General features: G+C 42.5%; 7 protein-coding genes. 3 read left to right on the top strand and 4 right to left on the bottom strand.

The annotated features are described in order from the left end of the window. From AC6JAD_RS05245 to AC6JAD_RS05235, 3 genes are all read left to right on the top strand, one after another. A complete protein-coding gene (locus tag AC6JAD_RS05245) occupies positions 1-2,538 on the top strand; it encodes a PorP/SprF family type IX secretion system membrane protein (RefSeq protein WP_461302191.1) in 2,538 nt (845 codons plus the stop codon). Between the two features lie 79 nt (positions 2,539-2,617). Continuing rightward, entirely contained in the window at positions 2,618-12,298 is a 9,681-nt protein-coding gene (locus tag AC6JAD_RS05240) for a T9SS type B sorting domain-containing protein (protein ID WP_497866099.1), read from the top strand. Between the two features lie 46 nt (positions 12,299-12,344). Next, positions 12,345-13,331, top strand: a complete 987-nt coding sequence (locus tag AC6JAD_RS05235; RefSeq protein WP_461302193.1) for a PorP/SprF family type IX secretion system membrane protein — start codon at positions 12,345-12,347, stop codon at positions 13,329-13,331. Positions 13,332-13,359: 28 nt separating this feature from the next. Here AC6JAD_RS05235 and AC6JAD_RS05230 read toward each other — a convergent pair whose 3' ends face one another. From AC6JAD_RS05230 to AC6JAD_RS05215, 4 genes are read right to left on the bottom strand one after another with little or no spacing between them, the layout of a single operon-like run. Continuing rightward, positions 13,360-14,205 carry a 5-oxoprolinase subunit C family protein gene (locus AC6JAD_RS05230; protein WP_461302194.1) on the bottom strand — a complete coding sequence of 282 codons (846 nt, stop codon included), beginning with the start codon at positions 14,203-14,205 and terminating at the stop codon, positions 13,360-13,362. Next, a complete protein-coding gene (gene pxpB / locus AC6JAD_RS05225) occupies positions 14,198-14,926 on the bottom strand; it encodes a 5-oxoprolinase subunit PxpB (protein WP_461302195.1) in 729 nt (242 codons plus the stop codon). The genes AC6JAD_RS05230 and pxpB overlap by 8 nt, the downstream gene beginning before the upstream one ends. Continuing rightward, positions 14,926-15,657, bottom strand: a complete 732-nt coding sequence (gene pxpA / locus AC6JAD_RS05220) for a 5-oxoprolinase subunit PxpA (RefSeq protein ID WP_461302196.1) — start codon at positions 15,655-15,657, stop codon at positions 14,926-14,928. The genes pxpB and pxpA overlap by 1 nt, the downstream gene beginning before the upstream one ends. Beyond that, a complete protein-coding gene (locus AC6JAD_RS05215; RefSeq protein WP_461302844.1) occupies positions 15,657-16,886 on the bottom strand; it encodes an Nramp family divalent metal transporter in 1,230 nt (409 codons plus the stop codon). The genes pxpA and AC6JAD_RS05215 overlap by 1 nt, the downstream gene beginning before the upstream one ends. Positions 16,887-17,047: the final 161 nt, after the last annotated feature.

The following is a 17,047-nucleotide window of genomic DNA, read 5'->3' as shown; positions in this document are numbered from 1 at the left end:
GTGAAACGATTTGTCTTCCATATCGCCCTATTTTGCTGTTTCATGCAGACAGTCTGTGCGCAGGTGGAAGATGGTGTGGTGGCACTTAATATTCCCGCTAGAAATTCACTAATGTTCAACAGGTTTGTAGCGCAACCCACTTTCAGTTTTGTACGTGAACAAAATAAGTATATAACGGTTACCAACAAAAGGGAACTGGTTGCGGTAGAAGATGCCCCACTCACTTATTTCTTCAATTATTCAGGTCGAATAAAAGAGAACATTGGTGCTGGTGTTGGATTGTACCAACAAAATTATGGAGTGCTCACCACCTTTGGAGGAATCCTCAATTTTGCCTATAACATCAGGGCTCAAGAAGACAGTAATTTTACATTTGGAATTAACGTAGGGGCCTATCAAAGCGGATTGGATACTGGAAAAGTAGTCACCAATATTGATGATCCAGCGCTCAATAATATCCCTTCAAATTTCCTGCTAACCATTCATCCAGGATTCAATTACGGAACCGGATTCATGGATTTCGGGATTTCCCTAAATAATATTGTTACCTACAACTTCAACGCTTCGGCATTGGTAGAGGATAATCCACAACAAGGGATTCAGGGACATATGATGTACACGGGCTATTTTGACGGATATGGATTTTTCGGTCAGAGTAGATTTTCAGCCTTGGCAAGATCAGAATTTCAAAAGGATGAAACCATTTTATCTGGAGTAGTTATGCTTACCGTACCAAAAGGAATTTGGGCTCAGGTAGGATACAATTCCATGTATGGAGCATCGGGAGGGCTTGGAATTAATGTGACACCTCAAATTGCATTAGAATACAATTATGAAAGACCGATTGTGGGTCTTACCAATTTGGGTGCAGCCCATGAAATTACCTTAGCTTATAGGTTTAAGAATAACAATTACTACGAATATAGCAGGGACGATGATTTATCTGGCTTAATTAGCCCTAATAGAAGCAGAAGGAAAAAGAGCGCCAAAAAGAAAGAAGTAGTGAAGGAGCCTGTACAACCTTCAGTAGAAGAGTTGGCCCAGCAGGAAGCCGAAGAGCAAGCCCGATTGGCTGCTGAGGAACAGGCCCGACAGGAAGCCGAAGAACAAGCCCGATTGGCTGCGGAGGAACAAGCCCAACAGGAAGCCGAAGAGCAAGCTCGATTGGCTGCTGAGGCACAGGCCCGACAAGAAGCCGAAGAGCAAGCCCGACTGGCTGCTGAGGAACAAGCCCGACAAGAAGCCGAAGAACAGGCCCGACTGGCTGCTGAGGAACAAGCCCGACAAGAAGCCGAAGAACAGGCCCGATTGGCTGCTGAGGCACAGGCCCGACAGGAAGCCGAAGAACAGGCCCGACTGGCTGCTGAGGAACAAGTCCGACAGGAAGCCGAAGAACAGGCCCGATTGGCTGCTGAGGCACAGGCCCGACAGGAAGCCGAAGAGCAAGCCCGATTGGCTGCTGAGGAACAAGCCCGACAGGAAGCCGAAGAACAGGCCCGATTGGCTGCTGAGGCACAGGCCCGACAGGAAGCCGAAGAGCAAGCTCGATTGGCTGCTGAGGAACAAGCCCGACAGGAAGCCGAAGAACAAGCTCGACTTGCTGCTGAGGAACAAGCTCGACTTGAAGCTGAAAGGAATGCAAAAGACAATTTAATTAAAAATCCAACAGATGCTATTGGCAAATCCATAAGTGAGCTGACCGAACAAACCCAGGAGGACAGGAGAGCACAAACGGAATTACTGAACAAACTGGAAGATGCAGTTGCTGTAAAGGAGAAAGACTTGAGGGAATTAAAAGAGGAAAATGATCTTAGTGAGCAAAACATCTATGTAGAACCTAAACCTTTCAAGAGTGTTACGGCAGAGAATCAAGCTATTGAACTCCTGAAAATTAACTTGGATACAGTTATTCTGAGAAATAAAAAGAAAATTGCACAATTAGAATCATTGTTGGAAGACCGTGTTAGGACCATTAATGATCCTTCAGACGAAACTAATATCTATTATCAAAATGAGTTAGTTAGGTTGAAGGCAGAACAAGCTGAAGCTATAAGAAAAAGGGAATCTTTGGTTTCTTCCTTAGAACAAATCTCTATTGCTACCGATTTTGAGCGTAAGCGAAGAATTAAGCGTGCAGAATACGACAATGATCAAGATAGGTATACACAAGACAGGACAACCTTAAATAGTCTAAGGCAATCCGTTACCCCAAGTGAAACCGTTCTTACCGAGGATGATTATGATTATGGTAAGGACCGAAGTGATAACATTCAAATTCTCAAAAACGTAAAGAATACAGAAAGTGGATACTATCTGGTACTAGCCGTACATAGTGATGTGCTAAAACGTGACAAATTTTTGGTTCAGGTAATTTCATCTGGATACAAAGAAGTGGATTTCTTTTATGATGTTAATACTAGTGAATATTACATCTATTCCAAGAAATTCAATAGCATAAATGCGGCAGAAAATGCATTGGAGAACAAATCCAATGAAGCTTACAATCAAAAGACAACCATTATTAAAATTGAAAATTAGCCATGACATAAGAAAGTAAAACACAGCCCCCACATATTAATATTGATTTAGGAGATATTAGAACAAAACACTAATCGCCATGAACAAACCTACTATTAAAAGAATCCCCTTACTCCTTATATTCCTGTTTTTAGGCTTACATGCTTATGCTCAAAATTTTGTCCCTTTTACCCCTAGGTTCGATCAGGACCTAAAAGGAGACATTGTTTTAATTGGAAATAACATTTTAGGTCCCGACAATAATCCTTACAATGACAATTCTACATATAACCATAATGTAGATATGCAGTATATCGATATTGATGGGGATCCTACTACTTTCAGTTCTTCCAGTGCCGATTTGGAGATCCCAAATCCGGACTGTTATGTCATTAGGCACGCTAGCCTTTATTGGGGAGCGGTGACCAAAGGAGATCAACCGTTCACCAGTGTAAAATTTAAAGGCCCAACCGGGGGATACAATGATATCACTGGAACAGTAATTTTTGATGCAAACGGAACTTCTGTGGATGGTGGTGATAGCTTCCCTTATGCTTGTTATGCCGATGTAACCGATATTGTAACCAACCTCCCCAATGATTTAGGTACGTATACACTGGCGAACGTATCCAGTGCCTTAGGTGAAACAGGTACTTTCGACCCGTATAATGGAACAGGATATTCTGCAGGTTGGTCCCTCTTCGTAGTATATGAAGACCCAACCCTTCCTGGGAAATCCATTACCAGCTTTGATGGTTTTAGCGCCATAAGTGTCCCAGGAAATAACCCTAATTTGGATATCCCTGTTGATGGATTTAGAACCGTCCCAGCACCAGCACCAGTAAGAGCCAACTTCGCTTTTGCAACCTTAGAGGGGGATAAGCCAATTGTTGGGGACCGTTTATTACTGAATAGCACTGTGCTTTCTACCGTAGACAGACCAGCAACTAATTATTTCAATAGTTCTGTAACCCAATTGAGTGCGACCCCTGTGGATAATAGAAATCCGAATAGTACCAATACGCTTGGGTTCGATACAGGTGTTATGAGTGTCCCCAATCCGGGGAACACAGTGATTGCCAACGACGCCACTTCGGCAACTGTGCGTTTGGAAACCAGCGGAGATACTTATTTTCAATACTTCTTGGCCTTTGCCGTAGAGATTATTGAACCGAATATTGTACTTACGAAAATTGTGGAAGATGAATTCGGAAACAACATTGGCGGTCAAACCGTCAACTTAGGTCAGGAATTGAATTATGTTATCGGTTTCCAGAATACAGGAAACGATAACGCCACGAATTTTACGATTCGGGATATTCTCCCAATTAATATTATTTACAATCACCCCACGGACTTAGTGCTGCCAGCTGGCGTTACCGTGCAGAGTTATGACCCCGCTACTAGGGAACTCGTATTTGCTATCGAAGATTATTTGGTCGAAGAAAATGACCCCGTGTATGAAATCCGAATTGAAGTGCAAGTGGTGGATACCTGCCAGCAATTGGCCGAAGCTTGTTCAGATATCATCAATAACCAGGCTTTCGCTACCTACCAAGGAACACTAAACCCTACTTTTATCATTACCGACGATCCCAGTCACAGTTCGAATACAGGATGTCTTATCACACCACAGGCTACCAATTTCTTGGCAGACCTTGACGATTGTGTGTTTACACAGAACGAAATTCTTTGTGGAGATAGCATGGTGTTAACCGCTGCCGATGGATATGATTCTTACACCTGGTCTACAAGTCCTACTGGAACCCCAGTTATAGGAACAGGTCAATCTATTACGGTTACAGCAACCGGCACCTATTACTCCTTTAATAATGCCATCGCTCCATGTAGATCCATTGTTCAGGAATATGTGGTAGAGCTTTATGGCGCAAGTATTACTAACCCCGTAATTCCCTTCGCGGATGAGGTGGTTACCTGCCCGAATGACGGTAAGCTATTACCCAATATCTATTTGTGTGGTGAAGATGATTTCAGGGAAATTACAACCGATATTGCCAGTGCGGTAACCATAATTTGGGAACGATTGGACGAATCCAGTTGTCCGCCAGTTGGAGATCCCGATTGTGCAAATGAGGATAATACCTGTACCTGGAATCAGGTGGGAACGGGTGCTGATTATATCGCAGATACTGCTGGGCAGTATAGGTTAACTATAAACTATGACGGCGGATGTTTCAATCAATTTTATTTCAATGTATACCAAAACTTACTGGATCCAGTTGTGGAGGCAACCGATATTATTTGTACTACTCCCGGAACGATTACGGTAACAAATGTCCCTAGTAATTATGAGTATAGTTTGGATGGTATCAACTTTCAAAGCAGTAACGTATTTACTGTTACCACGCCTGGTTTGTATACTGTTTACATTCAACAAGTAGGCGTTCCTGCGGGAGCATGTTTGTTTACAGTGCCAGATGTGTTGGTACGAGCAAGAGATTTTACGGTTTCATCTATTATTAAGCAACCTTTGTGTTTTGGAGATAAGGGAAGTATCAATCTAGCGGCTAATGACGCAGAGCCTCAATATTTCTTTTCTCTTTACTCAGGGGGTGTTTTAGTAAATGCGGTGGGTCCCATTGTGGAAAATACGTACGAATTCGCCAACCTGAACCCGGGAAGTTATACTGCGGTCGTAGAAACGGAAGATGGATGTACACATACTGAAGATCTTACCATTGTGGAGCCTGACTTGCTCACGACCACAGCTGCAATCACTATCCCATTAACTTGTACTGATGGTGAAATTACGGTATATCCAGTAGGAGGAACACCTCCATATTTCTATTTTGTAAATAGTACTACGATATTTCAAACAGTTCCAGAAATTGTAGTCACAACCCCGGGTGTTTATAATATTACGGTGGTAGACTCCAATAACTGTAGTGCGGAAACTTCAATAACTATCGAAGCTACGCCACCTCCCGAATTCAATGTAGAAACGACAGATATTTTATGTGCGGATGCCGGGGATACTGGAATCATTACCATTAATGTGACCAATGCAAATGGAAATAGTTTACAGTTCAGTATAGATGGAGGCGCAACTTTTTCTAGCTCGCCTGTATTTACAGGCCTTGCGGCTGGAAATTATGATGTGGTGGTAGAGTATACCACGGGTCCATCTGTTTGTCTTTCAGAACCACAAACAGTAACCATAGATGCTGCGACTGCAATATCAGGGGTTGCCGAACTAACCACTCCTTACACGTGTACCACCAATGGGACCATTACGGTCACCAATGTAGTAGGAGGATCACCTCCTTATACGTATAGTATCGATGGGGTTACCTTTCAGTCAAGTCCAACTTTTTCTGGATTAACAGCAGGGACCTACACGATTACGATCATGGACGCCAACGATTGTACAGCGGTTACTAATGATATAACCATTCCACCGCTAGACCCACCTACAGATCTTATGTTTAGCAATTCTCCGGTGACATGTCCAACAAATCTAGTTACCGTTACTATTACAGGAACCACAGGAGGTGTTGCGCCATTGGAGTATCAAATTATTGCGCCAGCGGCAGCAGCTACGCCCTATCAAACTTCAAACATTTTTCCAGGATTGGCTCCAGATGTATATACGTTTCAAGTAAGGGATGCAAACGAATGTACCTATGTCGAATCGTATGCCATTGAGCCATTACCAGTCATCGACGTTTTTGCTGAAACTATAAATGATGTTAGTTGTGTGGGTGCCGCAGATGGAACAGTACAATACACGGTATCTGGAACGACTAGTTTTGAATATACAATTAATGGCGGAGCACCCGTATCGGGAACGTCTCCCATTGTTTTGTCCGGCCTAACAGCTGGCAGTTATACAATAGTTGTTACAGATACTACGACAAATTGCGATGCTACTGCCACGGCTGTAGTTAATGAACCTACAGATCCTTTGGCAATTACCTTGGACGTATCTCCAATTACTTGTATTGCAAGCGGAAGTGCCATTATAAATGCCACAGGAGGTTGGGGTGGATATAGTTATACACTTACACTTCCTGATACCACTGTTTTGCCAACCCAATCCAGTAATACGTTTACTAATTTAACCCAAGCTGGAACCTATTCCATTTCGGTTGAGGATGCTAACGGATGTACCGTTACTGATACCTTCGACTTGGTAATTCCGGATCCGCCTGTTGCTTCAATTAGTACCTCATCTGATATTTGCTATGACACAGGTGACAATGCGACCATTATTGTTGATGTGACCTCTGGGGAAGCTCCATTCGAATTCAGTTTAAATGGAGGTCCATTTCAGGCGAGTAATGTGTTTTCAGATCTTGGCCCTGGGAGTTATATCATAACAGTTAGGGATGCCTTTGGATGTGAAACAGTCTTGCCTGCTGAAATAATTGCTCCAGAATTAACTGTGGATGCCGTATTATCGGATTCACCAGATTGTACGCCAACACCCGATGCCGCAATCACCGGGACCATTGCTGGCGGAACAACACCGTACACCTATGCAGTGTCGATAAATGGAGGAGCTTATAGTCCATTAGGGGCTACGGGCACAACATTTATTTATACCACTACGACCCCTGGCACGTATCAATTTGAAGTAACTGACGCCAGTGGTTGTAAGGCCACCTCGCCAATTGTAACCATTAATCCAGTGGTGCCACCGGTTATTGATCTTATTACGCAAACCCAACCCATTTTGTGTAATGGGGATGAAAATGGGGCCATAGACATTTCTTTTGATCCCACAGCAGGGACACCTCCATTTTTGATTAATGTTTTCAACGATACTACAGGAACCGATTATGGAACACAAACTACAGGATTGCCGGCGGGGGATTATACCGTAACCCTTACCGATGCCAATTCTTGTATGGATACGGAAACAATAACCATTTCGGAGCCAGATCCTATAGTGGTAGATTTCACCACTATCGATATCACCTGTTTTCCAGGAGGAACATCTCAAGGATCGATAATAATTAATAGCGTTACAGGTGGAACAGCACCATATAACTACTTTGTAACGGGGTCCAATGGTTACTCGGCATCCGAGTTTAATGCATCTGGAACCACTTCAGTTACCTTTAATGTGATCGATTTTGGTTTATATGAAATCAATGTAGTCGATTCTAACGGATGTTCCGTGCTTTTCCAAGATGTGTTAATTGCGTCTCCACCAGATGATTTGGATATTACAGTTGCGAGTACTGTAGACTGTACTTTAGGAGGTGAAGCCGTGGTAACCGTAAGTTCAATTCTGGGTAGTACGGGTCCTTTCTGGTTTACAATTTACCAGGGCCCAATTTCGGTATATCCGAACCCTCCCGGTTCATGGATACCAGAGGATGCACCTGGGAGTCAATCTGCAACATTTACCGGTTTAACACCTGGAATCCTGTATACATTTATAGTATATGACGAATCTACCATGTGCAGCTACTATGAACCAGCTACGACACCTATTCCAACCAACTCTACATTGACCACTTCGGCGGAGAGTTCGGATAACGTCACTTGTACAGGAAGCGACGATGGGGACGTATCCTTTACGGTGAATAGCTCGTATGCCTCGGCCGTAGATGTTACCTATGAAATTTTCGATTCACTGACATTAATCTCAACGGGAATAGCAGGTGCCGGAACGGTTCCAGCTGGAGGATCCTTAGTTGTAAACGACTTGGGTCCTTTACCATTCGGATCTTATTTTGTATTAATAGAGGAAACCACAGGGCCAAACACAGGCTGTGGTGTGGCTACAGCGCCATTTTCAATAAGCGAGTCTGCCATATTGTTGAGCCTTACAGCTTCTGTAGATCAGAATGCCAACTGTAATCCAAGTTCAGGTGTGGTAAGTGCCGTAGCACAAAACGGAACGGCGCCTTATGTATACCAAATAACCACCACTCCCGGAGCGCCAGCACCAACAGACCCATCTTGGGATACACCAAATACATTCAATGTAGACGCTGGGAGTTACTACGTGCATGTGATGGATGCGTACGAATGTATCATTACAAGCCCGGTACAAGTAGTGGATTCAGATCCAGAGCCTGTTATAGATGCCTTAACAACGAATCAATGTGATACGGTGCAGGGACAATTTGAAATCGATGTTACATTGACCATTGCAGGGATTCCTCCCTATAGTGTTAGTATTGATGGTGGTGGATTTCAGGCGCAAACGTTCCCATTTACCATTACAGGATTGTCTTCAGGAACGCACACGGTAGAAGTAAATGATGCCAATGGATGCGGAAACCTAGTAACAGTTGATGTTGAATCACCTCTAGGACTAACATCTGCTGTAACAGCTTTGCCAAGCTGCGACGACGACGATGGAGAAATTACAGTGACTGCACATGGGGGTACAGGAAATTATACCTATGCCATTAGTCCCAATCCTCCTACGATTGTTCTTACGGGTAACGTGTTCTCTGGTGTTCCCTCAGGAACGTATACTATTACTGTAACGGATACGGTTACTTCATGTACCGAAGATGTTTCGGTAACTTTAGATAGTGCTATACCGGTAACTTTCGATACCACCGTGACCGACGTTAGTTGTCAAGGTGGTGGCGATGGTCAAATTATCGTTGAATTGCTTCCCGGAAATGACAACCCTGTTTATACCTACGAAATAATAGCACCGATAGTGGCTCCTCCCCAAACCAGTAATATTTTTACCGGATTAACAGCGGGGACCTATACGGTACAAGTAACTTCAGGAAGAGATTGTATTGCTACGGCAGATGTGCCCCTAGGAGAGCCTTTGTTATTGGAAGCAAATGCAACGGCAACAGATTTTGTATGTACTGCAGATAATACCCCTTCTACTTCGACCATTACGATTACTGAAAATGGAGGTACTGCTACCTATACGTATAGTATTGATGGCACCAACTATTTCGATACCAATGTGTTCGAGGTTCTGGATACTGGAGCTGTGCAGGTAATTACCGTATATGTGAAGGATGCAAATAACTGTATTGCAACCAATACCGTAACCATAGATCCTTTACCCACGATTACAGCGACCTCATTTACCATCGTGACCCCAATAGATTGTAATCAAACAGGGTCTGTTGCCATAAACGTGACTGGCGGATCTGGTAATTTTGAATATCAGCTTTTACCAGATGGTGCCGTTCAGGCTTCCAATGTATTTGATATACCCGGACCTGGCACCTATTATTATCAAGTAAATGACCTAGATACCAACTGTTATTTCTTAACAGATGCTTTTGAAGTGCCCCCATTCGATGAAATTGATGCTACATTGGCCGTAACCCAACAAAATGATTGTTTTGGGGACTCCGATGGTGAATTATCCCTGACCATTTCCGGATATACGGGCGCATATACATACCAACTTCTGGATGGAACAGGTACACCTATTGGAGCTCCCGTTGCGGCCAATACATCAACAAATCCACAGACGATTACAGGACTACCCGCTGGAAACTATTCGGTGAACATAGTGGAGACAGAAACACCATTCTGTACAACCGATACCAATGTGGTAACCGTTGGTTCACCACCAACACCATTGGCATTGGATGCCACAGAGACGGCGAATGTAACCTGTAATAATAATGAAGGGGTTATCACTGCATTGGCCAGTGGTGGAACAGGCCCTTACGAATATGAATTAACAGGAGATGCTACCGTTCCATATTCATCCAACAATGTATTTGAAAACCTGAGTGCAGGAAATTATGTAGTAAATACTAGGGATGCAAATGGATGTATAGAATCAGAAGCACTAGAACTTCTAGAGCCGGATCCAATCGATGCGGATTTCATTCCGAGTACAACCACATTGTCCTGTTTTAATGACCAAGACGCATCGATAACCGTTCTAAATGTTACCGGAGGTCAAGGAGGTAATTATTTATATACTTTGAATGCGATAGATCCCGGACCATCAACTTCAGGACCTCAGGCTTCAAACGTATTTGAAGGATTGGGAGCAGGTATTTATGCGGTGACGATTACAGATGGATTCGACTGTATACTTACGTCTGTGCCTATTGTAATTGGCCAACCCGATCCAATTGTGTCCAGCTTAGTTGTGGACGCAACACCAACTTGCGAGGTAGATGCAGCACTAACATTAAGTGCAACTGGCGGAACAGGTCCTTATGAATATAGCGATAGTTTAGATTTTACCTTGGTCTTGGGAACTTTCGTAACCTCGGTGACCATACCAGTTACTCCAGGTGTTTATACCTATTATGTAAGGGATGACAACGGATGTATCGCCAATGTCTCCAATGAAATTACGATCGATCCACTTCCAGAATTGGAAATAGACTTGCTGTCTACCAATCCACAGATTAACTGTACAGGCGATAACAATGGATCTATTGTGGCGACTGCTCAAGGGGGTCTTGGTAATTATGTATATGTCTTGCAGGATACGAATGGAAATACCATTCCTGCCGATCAAGATAGCCCAGGAGTATTTACCGGATTAACAGCGGGCACGTATGTCGTGTATGTAGAAAGCGGCGATTGCGAAGCTACCTCCGAAATCATTACGATTACGGAACCTGATAATGCCTTGGATGCCACTTTCGAGGTGACCGATGTAATTTGTCAAGGCGAGAATAATGGAAGATTGGAAGTTTTAACAGAGGGTGGAACAGGTACGATCCTATATGCGATTTCGCCGAGATTGGATCAGTATTTTGAAACCAATGTATTCGAAAATCTCGCCCCAGGAAACTATGATGCGATCGTTCAAGATGAACTAGGTTGTTTCTTAACCTTCAATTTTGAAGTTGAGGAGCCACCGGCCGTCTTAATTGCTATCATTCCCGATTCTACTATTCCGGAAATATGTGAAGGGGACCAAGATGGATTCTTCAGTATTGATATCGAAGGAGGAACACTTCCTTATAGTGTGAGCCTGGATGATTACAACGGAGAGTATATTACAGGAGGTCCTGATCAGACCATTTTCGATTTTGACAACTTGGGCGGTGGAGATCATATCGTCTATGTTCGTGATAGTCTGGGATGTGAGTCTGAATGGAATATTACCTTCCCGGAATCCGTATTTATAGAGCCTAGCATTGATGTCGAAATTTTATGTGTGGATAATGTCTCTGTCAATTCGGTAACCGTAAACGTGGACGAAGATCTTGTCAATGTTGCCGAGCTAGAATATTCGTTGAACGATGGCCCATTCCAATCTAGTAATGTATTTACCAATATACCTCCAAGCGTAGGTAATCATATTACAGTTAGGCATACCAATGGCTGTACGCGAATTACGGAGCTATTCGATATTGATCCATTTACTTCCGTAGCACTGTCGCTAGTAGAAGGAGAGCTAAACGAAATCATAGCGTATCCATCTGGTGGTAATGGGGAATATGTGTTCACCTTTAATGGTGTGGATTATGGAAGCACAAGTGCATTCACCATCACAGAATCAGGAACCTTTGAGGTAATCGTGACCGATAGTAGTGGATGTATGGCCGTTGCCATAATTGAAAAAGATTTTATAGATATATGTATCCCAAATTACTTTACTCCTAATGGAGATGGTGTACAAGATGGATGGACCATAGGATGTGCCCCAAATTATCCGAATCTGGTATTCTCCATTTACGATCGATACGGCCGTAAAGTAGCAACCCTACGAGCCGGTGAGAAATGGGATGGAACTTACAACGGTAATGAACTTCCTGCAGGAGACTATTGGTTCATTGTCGAAACCGATAGAACAGGTGAAATACGTGACTTCGTAGGTCATTTTACACTATACAGATAACAAACCATAGCCCAATGGACTTAACCGTGACCCAAAACTTATCCCTATGAAAAAACTATTACAATACCTCTTTTTTATAATCCTAGCCCAGAGCTATGGTCAAGAACTTAACTTACCTGTGTTTACACAGTATTTAGCAGATAATGATTTTGTAGTGTCTCCCACATTCGCAGGAATTGGCGATAATTTTAGAATCAGGGCCAATGGGCTGACCCAATGGGTTGGGATTAAAAACGCACCGCAGAACATGGCATTGTACGCAGATATTAGAATGGGGAACCGTTCTGGTGCCGGCTTGTCTGCCTATGCGGACAGAAACGGGAATACACGGCAACAAGGTGTGAAGTTCTCCTTTGCCCATCATCTTATTCTCGATATTAAAACAGACCAGTACTTGTCTTTTGGGTTATCCTATAATGTAAATAGTTTCAGGATTGCCATCGAAGATTTTAATACTACCTACGAAAACCCAACGATAGACCCCAGGGTTACGGACGATCGTTCAGTGACAAATCACAATTTCGATGTAGGAGCGCTCTACAGAATTGGAGAGTTTTGGTTAAGTGCCAATGCCAATAATATTCTGCCGAAGGATATCGATTCTTTTAATGGATTCGAACCCAATGGGCTTCTAAACCTTCAGGTCTATTCTGGATATATTATTAAGAAGTCGAATTACGCCGAATTTGAACCTTCTGCCTACTTTCAATTATTTGCTAGTGATGGCAGATCGAGTACCGATTTCAATTTTAAGTATAGAAAATACAATGGTAACAACGATTTTTATTGGTTGGGCGGATCCGTACGCTTTTTAAACGATCAGTTCATGTCTCCTTTAAATATCGGGCCAATGGCAGGACTCAAGAAGTCCGTATTTTATATATCCTATGCGTACCAAATAACCTTAAATGATTTAACCACGTATAATACAGGTACACATGCGATCACAATTGGATTCGATTTGCTTCAATCCTTGAGTGACTGTCCCTGTACAAAAGGAAGGTACAGGCAAGGAAACAAATTGTATCAATAAATAGATAGGGATAATATTTGGTCTGTTGTTATTTGAAGCGAAACATCACTTCTTCGTTGGGTCTCTTTTGCGCTATTTTATTAATGGCACTATCGCTTAATTGAAGAATTCGGGCATAGCCTCCAGTGGTTTGAGCATCCCGCATAAGCACCATTAGTTTTCCGGAAGGAGTTAATTGAACGGTTCCGGGTTGCACGGGGGCCGTAATAATTTCTGGAGCAGACATGTTTAGGTCGGAGTTTAATATATAGGCCATACGGTTGCTTTCTGAGCTAATGGTAAAGGTGGTGGTTTTCAATTTCTTTTGTGTGTTTTTGGAGAGCATATGGAACTCTGGGCCTCTAAACAATTCTATCTCTTTCGATGTAAAATGTTCCTTAGGGACCCTTACGGATGCATGTAGCAATGCGCTGGATAATTCGCTCTTTTGCATTTCAATAGTATCCCCTTTTTCCAACTTTCCTTTTTGTGTGATGCCTGCATACATGCTGTAGCTATCTAATACTTTTTTGGTCTTAATTCCACCGGCTATGGCCAGATAGCAGCATACTCCATAATTAGGTGGGCCGAAGCGTAATTCACTTCCCTTTGGGATTACCAGTGCCTTGTTCATGGAAACGGGCTTGTCATCTAGTAATGGGCTTAGATCCGCACCGGTTATGGAAACCAACAGATCTGAATTAAACCGAAGAATGGGCCCACTCAAGGTAATTTCAATAACGGCTTCATGCATTTCGTTCCCAACCAATCGATTGGCCAATTCAGCCGAATACCGATCCATCGCACCACTTATGGGAACCCCATATTTGCGCTGTCCAAAACGTCCTAAATCCTGAAGACTGGTATATAATCCTGATGAAATTACCTCAATCATGATACGGCATTTTATTTGGAAAATAGAGGTCGTTTATAACTAGTGTTTTAATATGTTCGAACTCTTCTTTCGCAACAGATTCAAATTTTACATAGTCACCTGCCTGAATAAAGGTTGGTGGATTTTTTACTGCATCAAAAAATGACATGGGGCTTCGTCCAATAATATGCCAGCCACCTGGTGATTCGTTAGGATAAATTCCCGTTTGTTTTCCACCTATGCCCACCGACCCCTTGGGAATGCTTCGCTCCGGCTTTGTTTTTCTGGGTGTATGGATTCTTTCATTTAACCCTCCCAAATAGGGGAATCCTGGTAAAAATCCCATAAAGTAAACCTTGTAAATAGGTTCCGAATGAAGCCCAATTACCTCTTCAACCAATACATTATTCTCATGAGCCACATATTCAATATCCGGAGCAAAATGGGCGTCATAGCAAACCGGGATGGTAATTAGGTGTGACGGGAAGGAATGCTCCGCTGTTTTCATGGTTGCATAAGATGATTTCAGCTCTTTAATAAATTTATTCAATTGGATCCCATGGGTAAGATATATAGCAAGGGATTGATAGGTAATAACTGTTTCCAGAATCTCTTTGCCGAACTTTTGTAAGATCATACGATCAAAATTCACCACATTTTCATGGATATCCGGCTTTATAAAAGCTTCCCAAGTTACGAGGATGGCTCTTTCACCAAATGGTTGAAAAGTGGGTGTTTCCATTACACTAATTTGATTGAATGGTCTTTCATTTGGGTCGTGATATATTTCAAAATTGAAATGGAATTTTCATGATCCCCATGTATACAATAGGTAGAGGCTTTTATCTTTTGAAGTGATCCTGAAAGGGTTGTCACTTGTTGCCTTTCTACCATCCCCTTTAGCTGTTGCCAAGCTTCTGCTGGTTCATGAATCACGGCATTTATGTTGTCCCTAGATACTAGGGAAAGGTCATCATGATAACGTCTATCGATAAACGCCTCATATTCCAAGGGAATAAGGTTTTCAGCTTTTTTAGCTAAGACTGAGTTGTGAAGCACATACAATTTGGGTCGGGTTTTAGTGGCTATGATTGCTTCTACCACCGCATCGGCTGTAGGGGCATCTTTTGCGGCATAATTGTAAAGTGCCCCATGCAATTTAATGTGGTTCACTGTGACTCCTTCTGTTTCACAAATAGCGTAAAAATGTAAAAGCTGTTCAAAAATGGAATGTGTAAGTTCGTTTTTGGTAAGCGTCAAAATTTTTCTTCCGAAATTGTTTCTGTCTGGAAAGGAAGGATGCGCACCTACTTTAACCCCATGTTTCAAAGCTAATTTTATGGTAGATCGCATACTTTCTTCGTTTCCATAATGACCTCCACAGGCGATATTACAGGAAGATATTAAAGGCATTAATAGCGGGTCGTTTCCTGTGCCTTCTCCTAAATCAGCATTAATATCTATAGCAATCATTAAAAATCAATATTAAAAACCTTGAAAAGACTCTTCGCTCCCAATACAAGGGTAACCAACACGATGAGCCAACCAATAATATTCTGAAAAAAGGTGTTTTTGTATGTTCCCAGTACGGAAGATTTGTTAACGATCCACAAAAGGAAACCAGCTATGATAGGAAGCAAAAGCCCATTTGCCACCTGGGCGAATTTAATAATCTCGATGGGTTTAAAGCCTATGGAAGAAAAAACAACACCCAAAAAGAGTACGAAAATCCAAACCGCCCTAAATTTTGGTGATTTTAGTCCTACTTCCCAACCAAAACAACCACGCACCACATAGGCCGCTGCCAATGGTGCAGTAATGGCAGAAGTGACACCCGCAGCGAACAGGCCGATACTTAAAAAATATTTAGAGAAACTACCATACAAGGGTTCGAGTCCTTTGGCTAAATCGGATGCATTGTTTATTTCATCAGAATTGATGGCAGCTGCACAAATTATTATGGCCATGGAGACCAACCCTCCCAATACAATTGAAATTTTGGAATCCGTCCTTGCTGTTTTTAAGTCTTCGACTCCTTTCCATTTCTCCTTAACCAAGGAAGCGTGCAAAAATAAGTTGTACGGCACTACCGTAGTCCCAATCAAGGCAATGACGGTAAGCCAACCTTCTTCTGGTACTTTTGGTATGAAAACACCCTTTAAAACTTCCATAATATTAGGTGCTGTTAGCACGGCAGTGATTAAGAAAGAAAGACTCATTAGGACTACGAGAAATACAAGGCTTCGTTCCATAAACCTATAATTGCCTATAAATAAAACCGCGAAAGCAATTAGGCCTATTGCAATGCTCAATGTGTTCAAAGAAGCACCAAAGAGGGTAATTTTTGGATTAGCTATAATAGTTTCAAGACCTAGGGCACCACCACTAATATTTCCGGCTTCGTAAGCGGCATTTCCTATTAAAATGGCCGATAGTATAAGAAAAATGGCAATCCATTTGCCTGCGGATGAACGTATATGATTTCGAACTGCCTCCGCCAACCCTTTTCCAGTTACAAGACCTAATCGAGCCGACATTTCCTGTAATACGATGGTTGCTAGCATGGAAAGTAACATGGCCCACAATAATGTAAATCCGTGGTTTACCCCGGCAAGGGTACAAACCGTAACTGTACCGGGCCCAATAAATGCCGCTGCAACCAATGTGCCTGGACCAATTTTCGAAAACAGTTTCTTCATTATCATGTTTGTGTTTGATATAAATGTAAGACAAGTTAATGAAGTATCTATGGTGAAAGCCAAAGCAAAAGGCTCAAATTAGAATTTTGGGAATCGTTCAATAGATCATTGCTTGTATTCAAATTAAGGGGCATTTGCCCCTTTGAAATAGGTGTAGCACCCCG

Source organism: Aureisphaera sp. (assembly GCF_059726885.1).
The sequence above is the reverse complement of the archived record's forward strand: the minus strand, read 5'-3'. Positions and strand labels throughout refer to the sequence as shown.

Coding starts and splice junctions, on each gene's coding strand:
- AC6JAD_RS05240 (WP_497866099.1), top strand. CDS start 2,618: ATGAACAAACCTACTATTAAAAGAATCCCCTTACTCCTTATATTCCTG.
- AC6JAD_RS05235 (WP_461302193.1), top strand. CDS start 12,345: ATGAAAAAACTATTACAATACCTCTTTTTTATAATCCTAGCCCAGAGC.
- AC6JAD_RS05230 (WP_461302194.1), bottom strand. CDS start 14,205: ATGATTGAGGTAATTTCATCAGGATTATATACCAGTCTTCAGGATTTA.
- pxpB (WP_461302195.1), bottom strand. CDS start 14,926: ATGGAAACACCCACTTTTCAACCATTTGGTGAAAGAGCCATCCTCGTA.
- pxpA (WP_461302196.1), bottom strand. CDS start 15,657: ATGATTGCTATAGATATTAATGCTGATTTAGGAGAAGGCACAGGAAAC.